21 protein-coding genes are annotated in these 16,975 nt (G+C 62.3%); 10 read left to right on the forward strand and 11 right to left on the reverse strand.

Going from position 1 to position 16,975, the window contains the following annotated elements; all coding sequences use genetic code 11:
• Positions 1-11: 11 nt before the first annotated feature.
• Positions 12-1,517 carry a winged helix-turn-helix domain-containing protein gene (locus tag P9236_RS22550; protein WP_278076768.1) on the reverse strand — a complete coding sequence of 502 codons (1,506 nt, stop codon included), beginning with the start codon at positions 1,515-1,517 and terminating at the stop codon, positions 12-14.
• Positions 1,465-1,767 carry a hypothetical protein gene (locus P9236_RS22555; protein WP_278076769.1) on the reverse strand — a complete coding sequence of 101 codons (303 nt, stop codon included), beginning with the start codon at positions 1,765-1,767 and terminating at the stop codon, positions 1,465-1,467. Before P9236_RS22555 ends, P9236_RS22550 begins: the two co-directional genes overlap by 53 nt.
• A 154-nt stretch (positions 1,768-1,921) precedes the next feature.
• Here P9236_RS22555 and P9236_RS22560 point away from each other — a divergent pair, with 154 nt between their 5' ends.
• A complete protein-coding gene (locus tag P9236_RS22560) occupies positions 1,922-2,281 on the forward strand; it encodes a hypothetical protein (protein WP_278076770.1) in 360 nt (119 codons plus the stop codon).
• Positions 2,282-2,434: 153 nt separating this feature from the next.
• Here P9236_RS22560 and P9236_RS22565 read toward each other — a convergent pair whose 3' ends face one another.
• The 4 genes from P9236_RS22565 to P9236_RS22580 form a co-directional block, all read right to left on the reverse strand.
• Entirely contained in the window at positions 2,435-2,575 is a 141-nt protein-coding gene (locus P9236_RS22565) for a hypothetical protein (RefSeq protein WP_278076771.1), read from the reverse strand.
• Positions 2,576-2,895: 320 nt separating this feature from the next.
• On the reverse strand, positions 2,896-3,444 hold the full coding sequence (locus P9236_RS22570; protein WP_278076772.1) for a cupin: 549 nt from the start codon (positions 3,442-3,444) through the stop codon (positions 2,896-2,898).
• Positions 3,445-3,537: 93 nt separating this feature from the next.
• The gene (locus P9236_RS22575; RefSeq protein WP_278076773.1) at positions 3,538-3,696 is read right to left on the reverse strand and encodes a hypothetical protein; all 159 of its coding nucleotides are present in this window, start codon (positions 3,694-3,696) and stop codon (positions 3,538-3,540) included.
• Positions 3,697-3,705: 9 nt separating this feature from the next.
• Positions 3,706-4,068, reverse strand: a complete 363-nt coding sequence (locus tag P9236_RS22580) for a hypothetical protein (protein WP_278076774.1) — start codon at positions 4,066-4,068, stop codon at positions 3,706-3,708.
• 209 nt (positions 4,069-4,277) lie between these two features.
• Between P9236_RS22580 and P9236_RS22585 the strand changes: the two genes are divergently transcribed.
• Genes P9236_RS22585 through P9236_RS22595 form a run of 3 tightly spaced genes read left to right on the forward strand, consistent with a single transcriptional unit; the run spans position 4,278 to position 7,069 of the window.
• The gene (locus tag P9236_RS22585; RefSeq protein WP_278076883.1) at positions 4,278-4,856 is read left to right on the forward strand and encodes a TetR/AcrR family transcriptional regulator; all 579 of its coding nucleotides are present in this window, start codon (positions 4,278-4,280) and stop codon (positions 4,854-4,856) included.
• A gap of 39 nt (positions 4,857-4,895) precedes the next feature.
• A complete protein-coding gene (gene fabF, locus P9236_RS22590) occupies positions 4,896-6,194 on the forward strand; it encodes a beta-ketoacyl-ACP synthase II (RefSeq protein WP_278076775.1) in 1,299 nt (432 codons plus the stop codon).
• 59 nt (positions 6,195-6,253) lie between these two features.
• Complete coding sequence (locus P9236_RS22595) at positions 6,254-7,069, forward strand: oxidoreductase (RefSeq protein WP_278076777.1); 816 nt, start codon at positions 6,254-6,256, stop codon at positions 7,067-7,069.
• A 117-nt stretch (positions 7,070-7,186) separates the two neighbouring features.
• On the opposite strand, the gene P9236_RS22600 is transcribed toward P9236_RS22595, so the two are convergent.
• Entirely contained in the window at positions 7,187-9,130 is a 1,944-nt protein-coding gene (locus P9236_RS22600; RefSeq protein ID WP_278076778.1) for a GGDEF domain-containing phosphodiesterase, read from the reverse strand.
• A gap of 764 nt (positions 9,131-9,894) precedes the next feature.
• Between P9236_RS22600 and P9236_RS22605 the strand changes: the two genes are divergently transcribed.
• A complete protein-coding gene (locus P9236_RS22605; protein ID WP_278076779.1) occupies positions 9,895-10,557 on the forward strand; it encodes a glycosyltransferase in 663 nt (220 codons plus the stop codon).
• A gap of 37 nt (positions 10,558-10,594) precedes the next feature.
• A complete protein-coding gene (locus P9236_RS22610) occupies positions 10,595-11,380 on the forward strand; it encodes a glycosyltransferase family 25 protein (RefSeq protein ID WP_278076780.1) in 786 nt (261 codons plus the stop codon).
• Positions 11,381-11,390: 10 nt separating this feature from the next.
• On the opposite strand, the gene P9236_RS22615 is transcribed toward P9236_RS22610, so the two are convergent.
• The 4 genes from P9236_RS22615 to P9236_RS22630 all read right to left on the reverse strand — a co-directional run bounded on the left by P9236_RS22615 (position 11,391) and on the right by P9236_RS22630 (position 14,704).
• Positions 11,391-12,716: a Mur ligase family protein gene (locus tag P9236_RS22615; RefSeq protein WP_278076781.1), complete on the reverse strand. Its 1,326-nt coding sequence runs from the start codon at positions 12,714-12,716 to the stop codon at positions 11,391-11,393.
• A gap of 283 nt (positions 12,717-12,999) precedes the next feature.
• Entirely contained in the window at positions 13,000-13,332 is a 333-nt protein-coding gene (locus P9236_RS22620; protein ID WP_278076783.1) for a hypothetical protein, read from the reverse strand.
• Between the two features lie 106 nt (positions 13,333-13,438).
• Positions 13,439-14,185: an SDR family oxidoreductase gene (locus P9236_RS22625; RefSeq protein ID WP_278076784.1), complete on the reverse strand. Its 747-nt coding sequence runs from the start codon at positions 14,183-14,185 to the stop codon at positions 13,439-13,441.
• A gap of 33 nt (positions 14,186-14,218) precedes the next feature.
• Entirely contained in the window at positions 14,219-14,704 is a 486-nt protein-coding gene (locus P9236_RS22630) for a VOC family protein (protein WP_278076785.1), read from the reverse strand.
• Between the two features lie 138 nt (positions 14,705-14,842).
• Between P9236_RS22630 and P9236_RS22635 the strand changes: the two genes are divergently transcribed.
• From P9236_RS22635 to P9236_RS22650, 4 genes are all read left to right on the forward strand, one after another.
• Positions 14,843-15,730 carry a transcriptional regulator GcvA gene (locus P9236_RS22635; RefSeq protein WP_278076787.1) on the forward strand — a complete coding sequence of 296 codons (888 nt, stop codon included), beginning with the start codon at positions 14,843-14,845 and terminating at the stop codon, positions 15,728-15,730.
• Between the two features lie 274 nt (positions 15,731-16,004).
• Complete coding sequence (locus P9236_RS22640; RefSeq protein WP_278076788.1) at positions 16,005-16,184, forward strand: hypothetical protein; 180 nt, start codon at positions 16,005-16,007, stop codon at positions 16,182-16,184.
• A 150-nt stretch (positions 16,185-16,334) separates the two neighbouring features.
• Positions 16,335-16,574 carry a hypothetical protein gene (locus P9236_RS22645; protein ID WP_278076789.1) on the forward strand — a complete coding sequence of 80 codons (240 nt, stop codon included), beginning with the start codon at positions 16,335-16,337 and terminating at the stop codon, positions 16,572-16,574.
• An 89-nt stretch (positions 16,575-16,663) separates the two neighbouring features.
• Positions 16,664-16,831 (forward strand): hypothetical protein, encoded by a 168-nt coding sequence (locus P9236_RS22650; protein ID WP_278076791.1) that lies wholly within the window; start codon positions 16,664-16,666, stop codon positions 16,829-16,831.
• Positions 16,832-16,975 lie beyond the last annotated feature (144 nt).

The raw sequence follows: 16,975 nt of genomic DNA on the forward strand, positions 1-16,975 counted from the left end.
CGCGACACGTCTCATTCGCCAATCGCGGCGGCGATTTCGAAACCCTCGACGAGATGTTCGGCGTCTTCCGGCTTTTCGAATTCGTAACTCGAGCGCAGGTGGCTTACCGGCGAGAAGTCAGGGTCCGATTTGCTGATCTGCTTGGCGCATTCCCGCGCGCCGGCTGTGTCGCCGGAGCGCGCCAGCGCGGCGGCGAGCAGCGACCAACGCCGAGGCCCGTAAGGCAGGCGCCGTATCGCCGTCGCGGCGCCGGCATAGTCGCAGGCGGCGTAGAGCGTCAGGGCGCGATCGCAATGATACCATTCGGCATGAAGAGGATTTGCGGCGACCGCCCTGTCCATCAGCTCCAGCCCGTCGCGCGGCCGCCCGCGCAAGGACAGCAGGTGCCCCATCTGCATCATCGTGTCGGCATCGTAGGGGTTGATGTCGAGCGCACGCCGCATGTGGTGCTCGGCCGCCTCATGGTCGCGCGCCGCAAGCCGCGCCAGTGCCAGGATGCGATGGCAGCGGGGCTCGTCCGGTGCCAGCGCCACGGCGAGCGAGGCGCGCTCGGTACAGCTTGCGATGACATCCTCCGGCGCGCTTCCGTAGTCGGCAATCGCCAGCTCCACCAGCGCCATGTAGGCATGGGCGAGCCCATAATCGGGGTCACGTGAAATCGCTGCCTTGAGCAGGTTCAAGGCTTCGCTGTTGTCGTCGGGACGATAGCCGCGGAAGCGCACGATAGCCCGCGTCACCAGCTCATACGCCGCGAGGTCCTGCGTCGGCTTGCCGGCGGCTCGCCGCAACGCGGCCGCCTCGAGGTTTGAAACCAGCCGGTTCACGACACGGTAGGCAATCTCATCCTGAACCGCGAACAGGTCCGGCCCGGCCGCCGTGTAGCTCTCGCCCCAGAGCAGCGTTCCGGCTTGCGCGTCGACCAGCTTGGCGCTGATCTTCAACTGGTCGCCGCCGCGAACGACGGACCCTCGCACGAAGTAGTCCGGCCGCACCATGACCGGCGGTCCGTTGCCCTGCGCCTGCCGGAATGCGGCGAGCGCCGTTTCCCGGTTCAGGATCGTCAATGTACGGAAGCGAGCGAGCCTGTCCGCCACATCCTCCGCGAAGGCGCTGCTTACGGGATCCGACGTCCCGCCGTGCGCCTGGCCATCCTCGAACGGCACGACCGCGACGACCGGTTGCGATGCCGGCGAAGGCTTGTGGCAGGGAGCCGAAAGCACATAGCCGCGCTTGGGCACGGCCTTCAGGATAGTCTGGTCGCCGTCGTCGAGCGCCTTCCTTATGTCCCGCACCGCCTGGGTGAGGGAATCCTCGGTGACGGTGATGTTTCCCCAGACCGCGGAAATCAGGTCGGACTTGGTGACGACCTTGCCATCGTTTCGGGCGAGATGTGAAAGCAGGCTGAAGGCCTTCGAGCGCAACGGCACCGCCGCCCCGTCCCGCAGCAGCAGGCCGCGCTCCAGGTCAAGCTGGCAGGTGCCGAGTTGCAAAACTCCCTGCGATACGGATTCCGCCATGGAACAGCGCCCTGCCCTTGCGCAACATCCAATGACCTATTCGGCTACCATTCTGCGCCGGGGTCAAGACATCCGTTGCGTCGGCGTGCCGGGAGCGCGGCAGAGTCAGGTCCCGATTCAGTTCCATGGCGGCGATCTCGAGCATTTCGATCAGGGCGCCGGGCGGCGCATAGCCGGGATTGACCATTCCGCTGGCGACGATCTCGAAGAGTTCCTGGCGTGCAAGGGTGCGGGCTTGATCGTCGAACATGGCTGCCTCCGTCTATTGGCGCAGCATGCCCGAGATCGCCGGCGCCGTACCGACGGAGTTCTGAAATTCTGCTGAAATGCGCATTTCGCCTCATCGACTTGTGGGAGGCAAGGTTCCTGTGTACTCCCCGCCTTGCTTTAGGAAAGGCTCAAGCATGAGATTTGCAATGGTCGTCGCGTTGAGCGCGGCGGTGGCTGGATGCGTGACCTCGCCGGTCGACTACGAAGCGAAGCTTTCGCGGCAGGACCCGAAATGGGCGTCGCCGGAATGCCAGCAGGCCCGCATGGCGGCCGCGGACTATGCCCGGCGCGAGAAGGACCACCCAGGCTGGGGGTTTGGCGTGCTGCTCGGGCCCTACAGCATGGGGATGGTGGCGGCGGTGAAAGAGCATGAGCAGCAGCAGCGAAGGCTTCTCGCCCGCCAGGTGCACCTGCAATGCTCCAGCCAGCCGCTGCCGAAAGAGCTGGATTTCGACCCGGCGATCTACGCACCGAAGAAGGCGCGGTATCCGTAGAAGGAACGGCCCGATACTGTTTTCTAAAGCATGTCTCCCGAAAGTGGGAACCGGTTTCGGGGCAAGGACATGCTCAAAATCCAAAAACCTAAAGCGCTTGGAGCGAATCTGAAACCTCGCGACGCGCTTTAGTCAGCGCGCGGCTGGGTAGTGTCAGCGCAAGCGCTTCAGGAGTACCGTTATCTTCTTCGGCCAATCGGTGGGCACGCGGAAAAACGGATGCGAACGGAAATATTTCGCCACTTGCTGGCGGACTCTTCGATTGCCGATGACAACAGGCGGCTTGCGTTTCACGGTCGCTCTCCCCAATACAGGGAAAGCCGAAGAAGCGCCTCTCGCGGCATCCCTCGGCTCTCGACCTTTCCCGATGGGTTTACGACGAACAACCGTCGGGATCACTATCCCAACACCCAGGGACAGCTATCGTTCCCACTCTTGGTGACGCGCTTCTTAAATGGTCCGCGCTTGCCCGGCTTCGGCGCTACGGCGTCCATCTTCCCGCAAAGATCTTCCATCGACCAGAGAGCTTGCGATACGCCAGCGGCCATTGCCGGTCATTTTCAGAGTCTTGTGCATTTCAGGGTGCTCGATGGCGACGATCCGTGCCAATCCCGTCAGCCTTCGCTCCATGCCGCAAGCAGCGGGCCTTCGCTGCCATAGACCGGGTCCTTCTCCGGACGGCCGACATTGGGAATCGTGCGCAGCGCCTCGGCATGCTGCTCGGCGCGCGTGCACAGATCATAGGTGCCGAAGGGCGGATAGGCGCCGACGACGAGCAAATCGGCCGATGAAGACAGGCGGTGGTGGCCGGTGCCGGCCGGCAGGATCGCCACGTCGCCGGCCTTGACCGTCAGCACCTCACCCCTCTCGCCGCCGAAGCGCACCTTGGCGTTGCCGCGCGCGATGCCCAGCACTTCGTGGATGCGAGAATGGTAATGGACGTAGTCATAGATGCCGTTCCGCCAGCCGTCGCCCCAGCCATTCGTGCTGAAGAGACCCTCGAAGACGGCCGCCGGATTGACATCGTCCGGCAGCGTCACGGCCCCAGGGTAGACGATCATCGGCCAGCGCGGATGATTGGGCACGAGGCCGTCGTCCTCGAAGCGGAGGGTGAGCGGTTCGCGCCGCTCGACAAGTTCCGCAAGTTTCGCTGCTCCTGGCATGGCGTGATCTTTCCGCCGCTTTCCCCGCCCACGGCAGCCGGCGCCTTCGGGTCGACTCGCAAAGCGCGGCCGCCGCTCGATTGCTGACCGTTCTCAACCAGCGGCGGCGCGCTTTGTTCCCGGCGCGCTGTCGGTCGCGCCGAACTCGCGGGCGAGTTTCTGCCGGCTGTCGTGCCGGCTCATGGGGATGATGCGCCCGGCGCCCATCGGCGATCGTCCAGGCGCTGCGGCATCGGGGCTGATGCCGGACACGGATCAGGGTCAGTCCGGTAGCACGTCGGCGCGCGGATGCGTGTCGGCCGCGGTCGAGACGGTCACCTTCTCGCCGGACCTCGAGAACGTGTAGAGCGAGCCCCGGTAGCCCGGCATGGAGAAGGCCACGGAGTCGCGGTCGGCGAGGCCCATGACGACGCGCTGCGGATCGCCGCCGCCCTTCGGCGCGAAGGTGGCGGTGACCTCCAGGAGGTCGCCTTCGACCGGAGCGTAATAGACCACCATGTCGAGGCGTCCCTCGTCGAGGCTGCCTGCTTCGATGGGGCGTCCGACGTGGGTTTCCTCGGCAAGGGCCGGCGTTGCCACCAACAGCGAGGCCAGAAGCGATGCGCCCAGGGTTCTGCGGATCATCTTTCGTGTCTCCTCTTGTTAGATTTCGAACGAACTCTATACCACATAGATGTCGAATGAAATCTAAAAAAGGAGAGGCTTTCAGTCCGCGGCGAGCCGCCGCACCGATCACATGGCGAGCCGCCCATTTCGCACCCCTCTTGATAGATTGCGTTCGGTCTCTAATTGAGATATAGATTTAGTACGCAATCTAAATATGGAGATCGATGATGCGCGTGAGCCGCATTCAGGCTGAGCAGAACCGGCAAACCGTGATCGACGTGGCCAGCCGGCTTTTTCGGGAGCACGGCTTCGACGGAATCGGCCTCAAGGATCTGATGAAGGGTGCCGGGCTGACCCAGGGCGCCTTCTACAAGCAGTTCGCGTCGAAGGAGGATTTGGCCGCACAGGCGTCCAGACGGGCGATGGAGAGCGCCGCCGACCGATGGGCGGCGGCGAGCGCGGCGAATCCAAATGATCCGCTTGGAGCGGTGATCGCGTTCTACCTCAGCATGGAGCATCGCGAAGAAAGGATGGACGGTTGCCCGGTCGTGGCGCTCGGCTCGGATGCCGCGAGGCAAGGTAACGAGGTGAAAGCGTCGTTCGAAGCCGGCATCAAGGGGTATCTCGAAATCATCGGCCGTTTGATTGCTGCGTCCGGCGGCGAGGCGTCCAATGGCAAGGCCATGGCCGTTCTCTCGACGATGGTCGGTGCGCTGATGTTGTCGCGCGTCGTCAACGAACCCGTTCTCGCTCAGGGCTTTCTGGATGCGGCGACCGAACAGGTGCGCGACACCGTCGCCGCTTGAACGGCGCCGGGCCGGCGCTTCAGATTGATAGGAGCATAGATGCGACGGATAGTCGTAACAGGCATGGGCGCGGTCACGCCCCTGGCCGCGGACGTCGAGACTTCGTGGTCGCGCCTCCTGGCCGGCCGCTCCGGCATCCGCAGGCTTGCGGACGATGTGGTGGCAGATTTGCCCGCCAAGATCGGCGGCGTGGTTCCCTCCCTGGAGGAAGACCCCGAAGCGGGCCTCGATGCGACTGCCTTCCTGGCTCCGAAGGATCAGCGCAAGATCGACCGCTTCATTCTCTTCGCGCTGGCGGCGGCGGAAGAGGCGCTTGCCCAGGCGAGATGGAAGCCGGCCTCGGAAGATGAACGGATCCGTACCGCGACGATCATTGCATCAGGCGTCGGCGGGTTCCCTGCCATAACCGAGGCGGTGCGGACAGTCGACCAGCGCGGCGTTCGGCGTCTTTCGCCCTTCACGGTGCCGTCTTTCCTGGTGAACCTCGCGGCGGGCCACATCTCGATCCGCCACGGCTTCAAAGGCCACATCGGCGCACCGGTGACGGCGTGCGCCGCCGGCATCCAGGCGATCGGCGATGCGGCCCGCATCATCCGCGCCGATGAAGCCGATATCGCCGTGTGCGGCGGCACCGAAGCATGCATGAACGTCGTCAGTCTGGGCGGCTTTGCCGCGGCACGCTCGCTTTCAACCTCTTACAATCACCGTCCCGATCAGGCCTCCCGTCCGTTCGACGTCTCGCGGGACGGCTTCGTCATGGGCGAAGGCGCCGGCATCCTGGTCATCGAGGAATTGAACCATGCGCTGGCGCGCGGCGCCAAACCGCTCGCCGAGGTCGTCGGCTACGGCACCACGGCGGATGCGCATCATGTCACGTCCGGCCCCGAGGACGGGGACGGCGCGCGCCGTGCCATGGAAATCGCGATCGCCCAAGCCGGCATCTCACCACGTGAGATCAGCCACCTCAACGCGCACGCGACCTCCACGCCGGTGGGCGACCTGGGCGAAATCGAAGCGATCAAAAGCGTCTTCGGCGCGGATTTCTCGATAGCCGTCAGCGGAACGAAGTCGGCGACCGGACACCTGCTCGGGGCCGCCGGCGGGCTTGGCGCGATCTTCACGATCCTGGCGCTCAGGGATCAGGTGGCGCCGCCGACCCTCAATCTGAGCGCCCCCGATCCGGCAGGCGACGGGATAGACTTCGTGGCCAACCGCGCCCGACCGATGGACATGGACTACGCGATCGCCAACGGTTTCGGCTTCGGGGGCGTGAACGCCAGCGCCCTGTTTCGCCGCTGGAACGGACACGGCGTGAGCGGCCGAGCTGCTTCCGGCTGACGCTTTCGGTCCGGACTTCCTGCTTCTCCAATCGAACCAAACCAAAGAAAGTGACCTCCATGAACAAGACCAGTCCTGGCGTCGCCATCGTCACTGGGGCATCCTCCGGCATCGGGCACGTGACGGCCAAGGCCCTGCAGAACGCGGGTTTTCGTGTATTCGGAACCAGCCGTCGCGCAGTCTCCAAGAAATCCGACGGCGTCACCATGCTGACCTGCGATGTGACCGACGACGCGTCCGTGGCGAAGCTGGTCGACGAGGTGCTGGCCGAGGCGGGGCGCATCGACTTGCTCGTCAACAATGCCGGCATGGGCCTGCTTGGCGGCGCGGAGGAATCCTCGACCGCGCAGGCTCGGGCTTTGTTCGACGTGAATGTCTTCGGCGTCATCCGGATGACCAACGCGGTGCTGCCGACCATGCGACGGCAAGGAAAGGGCAGAATCGTGAACTTGAGCTCGGTGCAGGGGTTCATCCCGGCTCCCTATTTCGCCCTCTATTCGTCGACCAAGCACGCCGTTGAAGGCTATTCCGAATCGCTTGACCACGAACTGCGGCCATTCGGAATTCGCGTCGTTTTGGTCGAGCCGGCCTATACCCGCACCTCCTTCGAAGACAATCTCGCCAAGCCGGACCGGTTGCTCGATATCTATGACGCCGCGCGCGCCGGCATGACCACAGCCGTGCGGAAAGCGATCGAAAAAGGCGATGCGCCCGAAGTGGTCGCCAACACCGTCTTGGCGGCCGCGACCGATCCCATTCCGAGGCGGCGCTATGCGGCGGGAAAAACGGCGCGCCAGGTCAGTCTCCTGCGCCGTTTCGTGCCCGCGTCCGCATTCGACAAGAGCCTGCGAAAGCAGCTCGGGCTGCCGGCCTGATATCCGAGCCGGCGGCAGCTCTTCCGGGCGATGAGGACCGTCATCGACCCGCCTCGGCGTCGTGGTTGAGCAGTTGCAGTCGGATCGAAGGCCGTTGGCCATCGCGACGCTCGCCGCTCAGGCAGCGCTGCCGGTTCGGCGCGACGGGAGTCCCGCGGGATCGAAGGAGGCTTTGGCCGAGTCGTCGAAATGCCTTGGTTCGAAGGCAAGTGCGTCATGCATGGGCAGTGCTGCCGAGAAGAGGAAGCCCTGCACGATTGTGCAATCGAGCGAGCGCAGGATCAGGCGATCGGCGTCCGTTTCGACCCCCTCCGCCATCACCTCTATGCCCAGCGTTCGCCCGAGATCGATGACGGCCTTGACCAGAGCCTGATCTTCCACGGACCTGGCCAGATCGCGAACGAAGTCCTTGTCGATCTTGATCTTGCGGATCCGGCTGTCCTTCAACGAAACCAGGGTCGAGAAGCCGGTGCCGAAATCGTCGAGCACGATCGATATGCCCGCGTCCGCCAGGCGCTCCAGCTTTTCGTCGACCCTGTCGCGATCCATGGGCGCCTCTTCCGTGATCTCCAGCTCGAGCATCGCCGCGGGAACATTCCTTGCCTGGAGGCCGTCGAGTATCATATCGTCGACGTTGCCTGCCTCGAGTTCGCGCGGCGAAAGATTCATCGCGACGCGCACATCCCGGCGCCCCTTGCTCGCCAGCTCCTCGATCATGGCGCAGCAATTGAGAAACACCGTCTCCGTCAACAGGGATAGCAGGCCGGTTTCGCGCGCCGCGGTGACGATCTCGGGCGGGGCAATGGCCCCATGAAGCGGGTGCTGCCACCGCAGCAGCGCTTCGAAGCCGACCACTGCGTGGGTATCCAGCCGCACGATGGGCTGGAACCATGAGCAAAGCGTGCCCGCTTCGATGGCTCCGCGCAGGTCGCGCTCGATGCACTGCTTGCGTTCGAGCCCGTGGTCGAGCTCGACATCGAAGAGGCAGTATTCGTTCCTGCCGGCGCGCTTGGCCGCATAAAGCGCGAAATCCGCTCGCAGCAGCATCTCCGTCAATTGCGGTTTCTCCGACACATAGATGCCGATCGATGCGCCGACGCGCACCGAATTCAACACCGGATCCGGATCCGCGATGGCAGCGATGATCGCTGATGCAAGTCCGTCGGCCGAATGCCGTGACATCGAGGCGGGAAAGAGCAGCACGAACTCGTCGCCGCCGATGCGCGCAATCGTTGCCTCCGGCGGGGCATGGTTCTCGATCCTGCGAGCGACCCTGACCAAAAGGTCGTCCCCGATATTGTGACCATAGGTGTCGTTGACCGATTTGAAGCCGTCGAGGTCGATCAGCATGGCCACGAACGGACCGTCGGAACGCCCCAGTTGGGAGATAGCCTGCTCCAGCCCATACCTGTTGAGCAAATTTGTCAGCGGATCCCGCCTGGAGTTTTGTTCCATCCGGGCGGCGAACGCCCTCGCCTCGTATTTGAGGCGGCTCGTCTCCCGGAAGCGGGCCTGCCCGAGTAGCGAGCTTCTGATCATGCCCGCGAGAAAAAGCAGGATGGTGAAACCGAGGACGTAATTCTCGATATTGCCTTTCGCCAGCACGCACGCAGCGCTGACCAGCAGCGGCAGCGTCATGAAGTTGATCGAAGCCGGCGCGTATGATGCTCCATAGGTGACCGAACCGGCCGACAGACCCGCAAGAACGATCAGATAGAGCGGCGACTGGGACGTGGTGTACCCGTCCGACAGCACGGCCAGAAAAGACCACGCGATGCCGGATGCCAGAGCCAACAGCCCGTAAAGCGAAAGCCGGGCGGCGACCGGCTTCAACCCGCCAACGGGCCTACCATCGGGAACGTCCGCCTGGGCGAGGGCAAGCCCAATGCGGGCGCCATTTATGACGCTGACGGCCGCGAACCACAGCAGTGCCGCAAGGCCGACGCCCGAGAGCATCAGCACGGCCAGGATCAGGGCCGACAGCACCGTGCCGATGGGCATCGAAATGAAGAGCCCCGTCCTGAGATCGGCGAACTGATCCCGCAGGATCCCTGCTTCCACGGAATCGCCTTGCCCTTGAAGGGCGGAACCTGAAACAGGCTGATCGAGATGGCTCATAATGCCAAGTGGCTAAATGAGTGGCATGAAAATCGCGTTAAGGATTTCAGCAGCTTACGGGCAATCGCTCGATTGACGGCTATCGCGGTTCACTGTTTCACACACCCCATCGCTGCCGAGAGCCAAAACAGGCTGGCCTTGGCGCCGGTTCCGGCTCCTCGGTTGACTGCAGCCGCTGTCGGCAATATTGATCTACCGGGGATTTAATGCGGGCAGTGTCAAAGCAAATGCTTGTGGTGGCGGATCGTGCCGTTTTTTGGCGCGATGCAATACAATTTTTCGATTTGGCGAAGGTTGTGGCGTTTTTCGTGCGCCTTCCCTCGCATCGACTGTCGGACTATCGCTCATTCATTTGGCAGCGCATAAACGGTTGCAGTCGCGCGAGCTGGAAAGCCGATGCACGTGTGGCTTGGGGCTTTGACGAAACATTTGTCGAGTGGGGCACGCAGGATGCGAACTTCCGTCTTCCGCCTGCATGACAGGGGTATCATCCGGCGACCCGGCGCCAGAGCGGCGGAGGCGCTGCCCCTTTGGCACAAACCTGCCGATCGCAGCCGCACCGCCGCGAATGAAAGGATCGTGCTTGGCAAAATAGGGGCATCTCACACCTGCAAAAGCGCAGGTCAGACGGCGAGCATTGTCCCATGAATATACCCAGGAATCTCGGTCACATCTGGATTGGGCCCAAGGTCGCTCCGACAGAGTGGATGCGGACGTGGATCGACAGGCATCCCGGCTGGAACTACACGCTTTACGACAATGATTTCCTGAATGGCGGAGAGTTCAGGACCGCGCCTCAGATCAACGAGTACATGAAGCGGGGATGGTATGCCGGTGCCGCCGATTTGCTGCGCTACGAAATACTGTACAAGCATGGCGGCTATATCGCCGGCGCAGACAGTATTTGCGTCAACCCCATCGATGATCTGTTCGACGATGAAGGCGAACTCTACACCGTCTATGAGAACGAGTTTCTAAGGGGGCAACTGGTTGCCCCCATCGTGGCGTCAGCGCCAAACCATCCTTTCCTGAAGGAAATCATCGACCGCCTGTCGAAAATACCGCCGCAGCAGCTTGATCATCCTTGGCGTCAAACAGGCAATCTTTTTGTTGCCGAGCTCATAGAAGAACTCCGCCCCGAGATTGTCATCTGGCCTTCTCACACCCTTATCCCGGAACACTTCCTCGGCCGGAAATATACCGGGCCGGGAAAAATCTATGCCCATCAGAAATTCGGAGAGACGACAGGCGCATACAAATTCGGATCGCTGCTTGACAAAATTCGCGAAATTCCCCGCTCGCTCTATGCCTCTTCCGCGAGGAAAAGGCTAAGGGCACTGAAGGCGTCGGCGGCCAAAGACCATGGATAGCTCTTCCTCTCGAGCAATCGAATTTCCGAAGCTGGGCATGTTCGTCCTGACTGTGGAGCCGGCGGGCGGAGCCCGCAGGATGCACGCCGCCAACGAACTAGGCCGCGTCGGCCTTTCCTTCGATTTCGTCCAGGGCGTCGATCAAAACAGTGCCGAGATCGATCGCGCATACTCACGCCTGCTGAATTGGACCCTCCACAAGCGCTCGCTTACGAGGGGCGAGATTTCCGTCTATCTCGGGCACCGGAAGATCTGGCAAGAAGTGATGCGCAAAGAGATGGATTTTGCGTTGATTTTTGAGGACGATTTCAAAATCCGCAATGACGATCAATTCATCCAGGCGATAAACGATGCCATTTCTCACCGAGGCATTTGGAGCATCGTAAAGTTCTTCGATTTCAATCATAAGAAAGTTGTCGAGTCGATTAAAATCGGGGCCACGCATCTGGTCGGATACAAGTACCCGGCCTCGGGCGCGGTAGCCTATCTGATCAACAGGCAGGCGGCTCAATCGCTTCTTCGTCGCCGTCATTTGTTCAGGCCTATCGATGAGGACTTTTCCCATCCGTGGGAGTTTTCCATCCGCGTGTGGTCGACTTCTCCCAATCTGGTCGACGAAGTAAGCCTCCAGCTCGGTGGGTCTATTCTGGAAAGTGAACGGAGCGACCTGAGAAGCAAGAGGATTGTGGTTCGGTCCGTATGGGGGAATTTCCTGCAGGCGAGGAAATTCCTGCGGTCGCTTTGGTATCGCCGAGCGCGTGCGGCCAACGCGCCGGAGACTGTAAAAACGCAGATGGCCGCGGACGACCCGGCCAACCTTTAAAGACGCCTGATTATGGCGGGTTCATACCCCGGAACAGCCTGAAAGGCGCCGCGACCAGGCGCCTGATCTTTTCCCTGCGCCGACGGCGTTTCTCACGACGCCGAATTCGGCCATGTTCGTGAAAAGGGTGTGTATAGAGTCCGCAACTTACACAGCCGATGGTGAAACCACATCGCTTTTCCCAGCATTTGACATCGCTGGTCCAGGCAAGCGCAACTCTCTCCAGATGCAGGCTGCTCGAACTTTTCAAAAGGATGAGGTCGCCTTCGACAGCCGTTTTCTTGAAGTAGGCGTAGACCTCGTGGACGTCGCGGAATCGGTGGAACCGTCCCGACGCGATGTCGTCTTCCGTGGCGCGAACCTTATGTGCATTGTCTCCCACCGCGATGACCTCGTCGGCAACCGCCCGCGCCCGTTGATAGGCCTTCGTGTATTTGGAATAAGGATTTCCCGCATAGTCGGAGATCTGCCCGATGACGACTTTGCGGCGTCTGTCGGTGGCGTCGCTCATAACATCGAAGGCGAGGTCTATCGTCCCAAAGGGCGCCTTGGCTGCATCGACGATGAAGGTGGGGCCGTGAGGCACCTCCATGATCTCGCAGCGATTGGGAACCCCACCAAAGCCGGCTATCCGTTCCTTGATCCGTTCGGGCGAAACACCGAGTTCGACGGCCGCCGCAAAAGCAGCCGTGACCGCGAGCCAAAAGTGCTTCCCCGGAAGGGGAGAAACGATGGTCTCCTCATTGCCCTTCCAGGCGATGCGAACGCGCAACGGACCTGGGAAGGAGAACTCGGCTGACAGGACGCGGAAGTCGGCGCCCTCGTCCCGGCCATAGGTAACGATGCGCTCGCGCGTGCGGCGACGCATGGCGAGCACGTGTTCGTCATCCGCGTTGAGAAGCGCAAAGCCTCCGGGTCGGACCGCATTCACCAGCCAGCCCTTTTCGTCGGCCACCGCTTCGAGGCTGCGAAACACACTATAGTGTTCCCGATCGACGATGGTGACGATCGCGACATCGGGTTCTATCAAACGAGCGGATCGAGCCACCGATCCCTTTTTCGAAGCGCCGATTTCCAGAACGACGAACTCGCTGTTTCGGGATGCGGATGCCACCGCCGGCGCGATGTCAACCGCGGTGTTGTAGATCGCTTGGGTGGTGGTTGGCGCATATGCCTCGAGCACGTGTCCCAGCAGGCTGGCGGTGGTTGTCTTGCCCGAACTTCCCGTGATGCCGATGAACGTCGCCGGGTGGCCACGTCGATTGGAGCGCGCTCTCGATGCCTCGAATTTTCGCCGAATGGCGTTTGGCAACTCGCGCCGGATCGGCCGCGACACGGAACGCAGCTAGCCTCCTCTTGCAAATGGATTTAAGGATATCATGACCGCCCGCCCCCGGGGCATAATGGCGAAACAGGGCCATATCTGCAATGAGGGCCGTGCTGGACACCTGCCAGGTCCGCGTGGCTTGATCGTCAGCCGGGAAGACTGGTCAAATGGACTTTGCGCGCAAGCTGCCGTCTTGCTCGGCGACCCGTGGCAGCAAGCCACGCGTGCGGGTTCGCCGCGGTCGCGCGCGCCTTGCCGATCCCGGATCTTGCTGAGACGCCGCGGTATCCTCTCAACGCGGGAGCAGTCGAGAAATCTCGACGCGGGGCGCGAAAAAGCAGCGTAAATAGGGCTGGTTGGTTATGACGTAGTTATTCTCGCAGATATGGTATTGGCCGTCCGGCGATTCCTGCACCCGATCTCGCGGGATGTTGAAACCATCGGGCAGATAGACGTAGCCTCCGTCGACCCTGGACTGAACCGAAGACTGTGGTATGGCGCGGCAGTCATGACCGCCGCAGCACTTGAACTTCGTCACCGGGTCAACCTTGTTTTCGTACCAGTCATGGGCATTGGCGCCTGTGGCGGCGGCAATGCACATGGCCGTGAAGACGAACCTTCGCATGGCATTCCTCGTATGCGGAGGCGCTGCTTATCGAACGTCATGTATATTGGCGTTCCGCTGAAAATGCCATTGGTCCGAAAGCCCGGCAAGGTCCAAGCACGCCCGCTCAGACCAGCCGCTGCCCGCCGTCGATGTGGATCGTCTCGCCGGTCATGAACGCGTTCTGCATCAGATAGAGATAGGCGGGCGCCACGTCGGCGGGCGTCGCGATCCTTCCCGCCGGAATGCGGGCGCCCATCTGGTCGAAATAGCCGGCCTTGGCCGCGCCGACGATCTCGTCCCACATCTCGGTATCCACCCAGCCGGGCGAGACGATGTTGACGCGCGTCGGGGCGAGTTCCAGCGCCAGCGCGCGGGCGAAATAGCTGAAGGAGCCGGCGATCGCCGAGACGACCGAGCCGCCAGGGACGGGCGGCCGGTCCTTGTTGATGCCGGAGGTGAAAGTCATGGAGCCACCCTTCCTCAGCGTACGCACCGCGTGCTTGGCGAGCATGACCGCGCCGATCAGCTTGCCGTCGACGAACTGGCGCACGAACGCCATGTCGGCTTCGCCGATCGGATAATTGGGCGGCGGCGTGCCGGCGGTCGCCACCAGATGATCGAAGGCGCCAACTTCGTCGAACAGGCGGGCGACATCCGCCTCGTTGGCCATGTCGGCGGCAATGCCCGTCACGCGCCCTGCCCCGGCGAGCCTCTCTTCCGCGGGCTTCAGCTTCTCCGCCGAGCGGCCGACTATCGCCACCTCCGCGCCGCTTTCCAGCGCGGCCGCCGCCACGCCGAAGCCGATGCCGGAGCTGCCTCCGACGACAATGATTTTCTTTCCATCGAGTGAAGTCATGGGGAGCGCAGCCATGGAGGCCTCCGTGTTTAAGCTATGAGGTTTGAACTAGGCGCGGCCGGCGTGGGCCGCTTCGATATCGGCGAGGATGATCCTGCCCATCTTGTACATCGCTTGCCGCGCCCGGTCGGCCTTCTCGCGGTCCGGGTCGCTCATCAGCCGCAGCGCCGGCTCCGGGATGACCTGCCAGTAGACGCCGAACTTGTCCTGCAGCCAGCCGCAGGGCTTTTCCGACCCGCCCCCCGCCGTCAGCGCGTTCCAGTAATAGTCGGTCTCGGCCTGGTCGCTGGTTTCGATGTAGAGCGAGATCCTCTCATTGAAGGGCGGCACCCCGCCGGCATTGAGCGCGGTGAGGCGCTGCCCTTCGAGTTCGAAGTCGAAGATTGCGTGCGGCACCGTCCCGTTGGTGCCGCCGACGAAGTCGGTGAACTCGATCGCATCCAGCGCCCGGCCGTTCCGGAAGACCGACAGGTAGAAGTCGCGTGCCTCTTTGGCATTGAGGTGGAACCAGAGGAAGGGGTGAACGGTAGCCATGGTGTCCTCATGACGTTTGCTGGTTGGGTGAGCTTTATTCACAAATTATGTGAGGATTTCTGGCTGGAAAATGTGCGATGGACAAACCAAAATTTGGCAAGTATTTGTTACCAACGCTCACAGATCGATTTTCGCGCCATGGCTCGCGGACTGCCGCCGCTGAATGCATTGCCGGCCTTCGAGGCCGCCGCCCGCCACCTGAATTTCTCCAGGGCGGCGGACGAGCTCAACCTCACGCATGGCGCCATCAGCCGCGCGGTGAAACATCTGGAGGACCAGCTCGGCGTGCAGCTCTTCGAGCGCGCGACGCGCTCGGTGCGGCTGACCGCCGTCGGCGAGCCCTATGCGCGGGCGGTGCGCGAGGCGCTCGACCAGCTCTCGGTCGCCACGGAGACGGCGACCTCGCGCCTTTCGAACTCGACCCTGAACGTCAGCACCTCCGACGGCTTTGCCGGAAAATGGCTGGTGCCCAGGCTCTACCGTTTCCACCGCGCGCATGGCGACATCGACGTGCGGGTTTCAACCACCGGCAGGCTCACCAATTTCCGCGGCGACGGCATCGATGTCGCCATCCGCTACGGCGCTGGGAACTATCATGGGTTGACGTCGGAATTCCTCACCGGCGAGGAGGTGTTCCCGGTCTGCAGCCCGAAGCTCTTGCAGGGGCCGCATCCCTTGAGGACTCCGCAGGACCTCAAGCACCACACGCTGATCCGCGACGGCTACCGGATCGACTGGGCGGCGTGGCTGGCCAGCGCCGGCGTCGAGGGCATCGACCCGAACAGCGGGCTCACCTTCGATTCAGCCACCTTCGCGGTGGAATCCGCCGTGCAGGGCGAAGGCGTGGTGCTCGGCCGCACCATGCTCGTTTCGGCCGACCTCGCCACCGGCAGGCTGGTCCGGCCTTTCGACCATGCGCTGAAGGCCGTCTCCAGCTTCTATCTCGTCTACCCGCCGGAGGCGATCCGCCAGCGTAAGGTCAAGGCCTTTCGCGACTGGCTGTTTTCGGAGATCGGGTCTGGCTGAGGCTCTTCATCGAACAGGCGATAGCCCTGCGGTTCGAAAACAGCCGCATCAGGGGCCAGCGAGTGCTTATGTCGACCAATCCAGGGCACTTTCGCAGCAGCTCGCAGCCATTCGCAGTCAGCCAGGTCTGGCGCCGTCAAATAGACGGGCCTTCGATAACTTGACGGAAAGCTGGAGGGCACTAGCTTAGGTTCATCGCCGGTAACCATCCACTGGACACCATTGGCGGCTGAGAGACGACGTACGCGCTCCCGTCTGTGAACGGGAGGATGCCGTGCTCAAAGTCAAGATTCCCCCACGCCCCGCGCGCGAGATTTTCCAACATCAACTCATCCAAGGCAGCAGGGACGCGATAAACCGCTCCTACGAACTGCTGCGCCGCACTGAGCGTTTGGTGCGCCCGGGACTGCCCATCATTTCCAAACAGGTTTCGGATAAGGACCGCGGGCGGTAGGTTGCCCGGCTTCCCGGCTTAGATCAGGCAACGATAGCCGCGACCCCCGCAAGCTTGCCAGGCCTTGTCAGCGGTGATCGCAGGAGCGCCATTATCAAAAGCTTTCCTCGGCAAGGTTTCCTAGGCTTGCGGGGATATGCCGATTGCGCGATGCTGCGCCACATGGCTGGCGAGTACCTGAACCACAAATTGGAATGCCCGTTTTGCGGGGTCATCCGCTTGCAGATTCCGGCCGATGCCCAACCCACAACCCTGATCCATTGCGCCGAGTGCGGCAAATATCTCGGCACATGGGACGAGCTTCAGACCGATTTCGAGAGCCAGGGCGGCTCGGATGGGGTGTTCCGTCTGGATAAGGGACGTATCCGGAAGCTCAATTCCAGTCGATGAGGCCTCCGTTGGCGAGGCTGCGGTCCGGGCCGCTGGATTGTCGGAACAAATCCGCTGGTTGAACGTTGCGCGCCAACAGGGGACTGCCCATGGCGCTCAAATCTGAAAACCCGTCACAGGAAACCATTGTTCAACGGCTCGTCCGGGAGATCGGCATTACCGAAGCGCAGGCTTTGGAGCTCATTTCTTTCCTGGGCTTGAACTGGGGTTCGCTCGTTCGCGAAGCAAAGGCGCTTTCAAGCAAGTCGCGGTCCTAATGCATGTCGGGCAAAAGTGTGCAGCGGTTTTGCGGAACGACATGCATAAAACAAAAATTTAAAACGCGTCGCCCGAATCCGCTTCAGCGCGACGCGCTTTAAGTGGAGCTTCTCGGTCCAACTTCGCTGTTGATCTCGGTCTGC

It is taken from the genome of Mesorhizobium sp. WSM4884, from assembly GCF_029625675.1.
Lineage (GTDB): Bacteria > Pseudomonadota > Alphaproteobacteria > Rhizobiales > Rhizobiaceae > Mesorhizobium.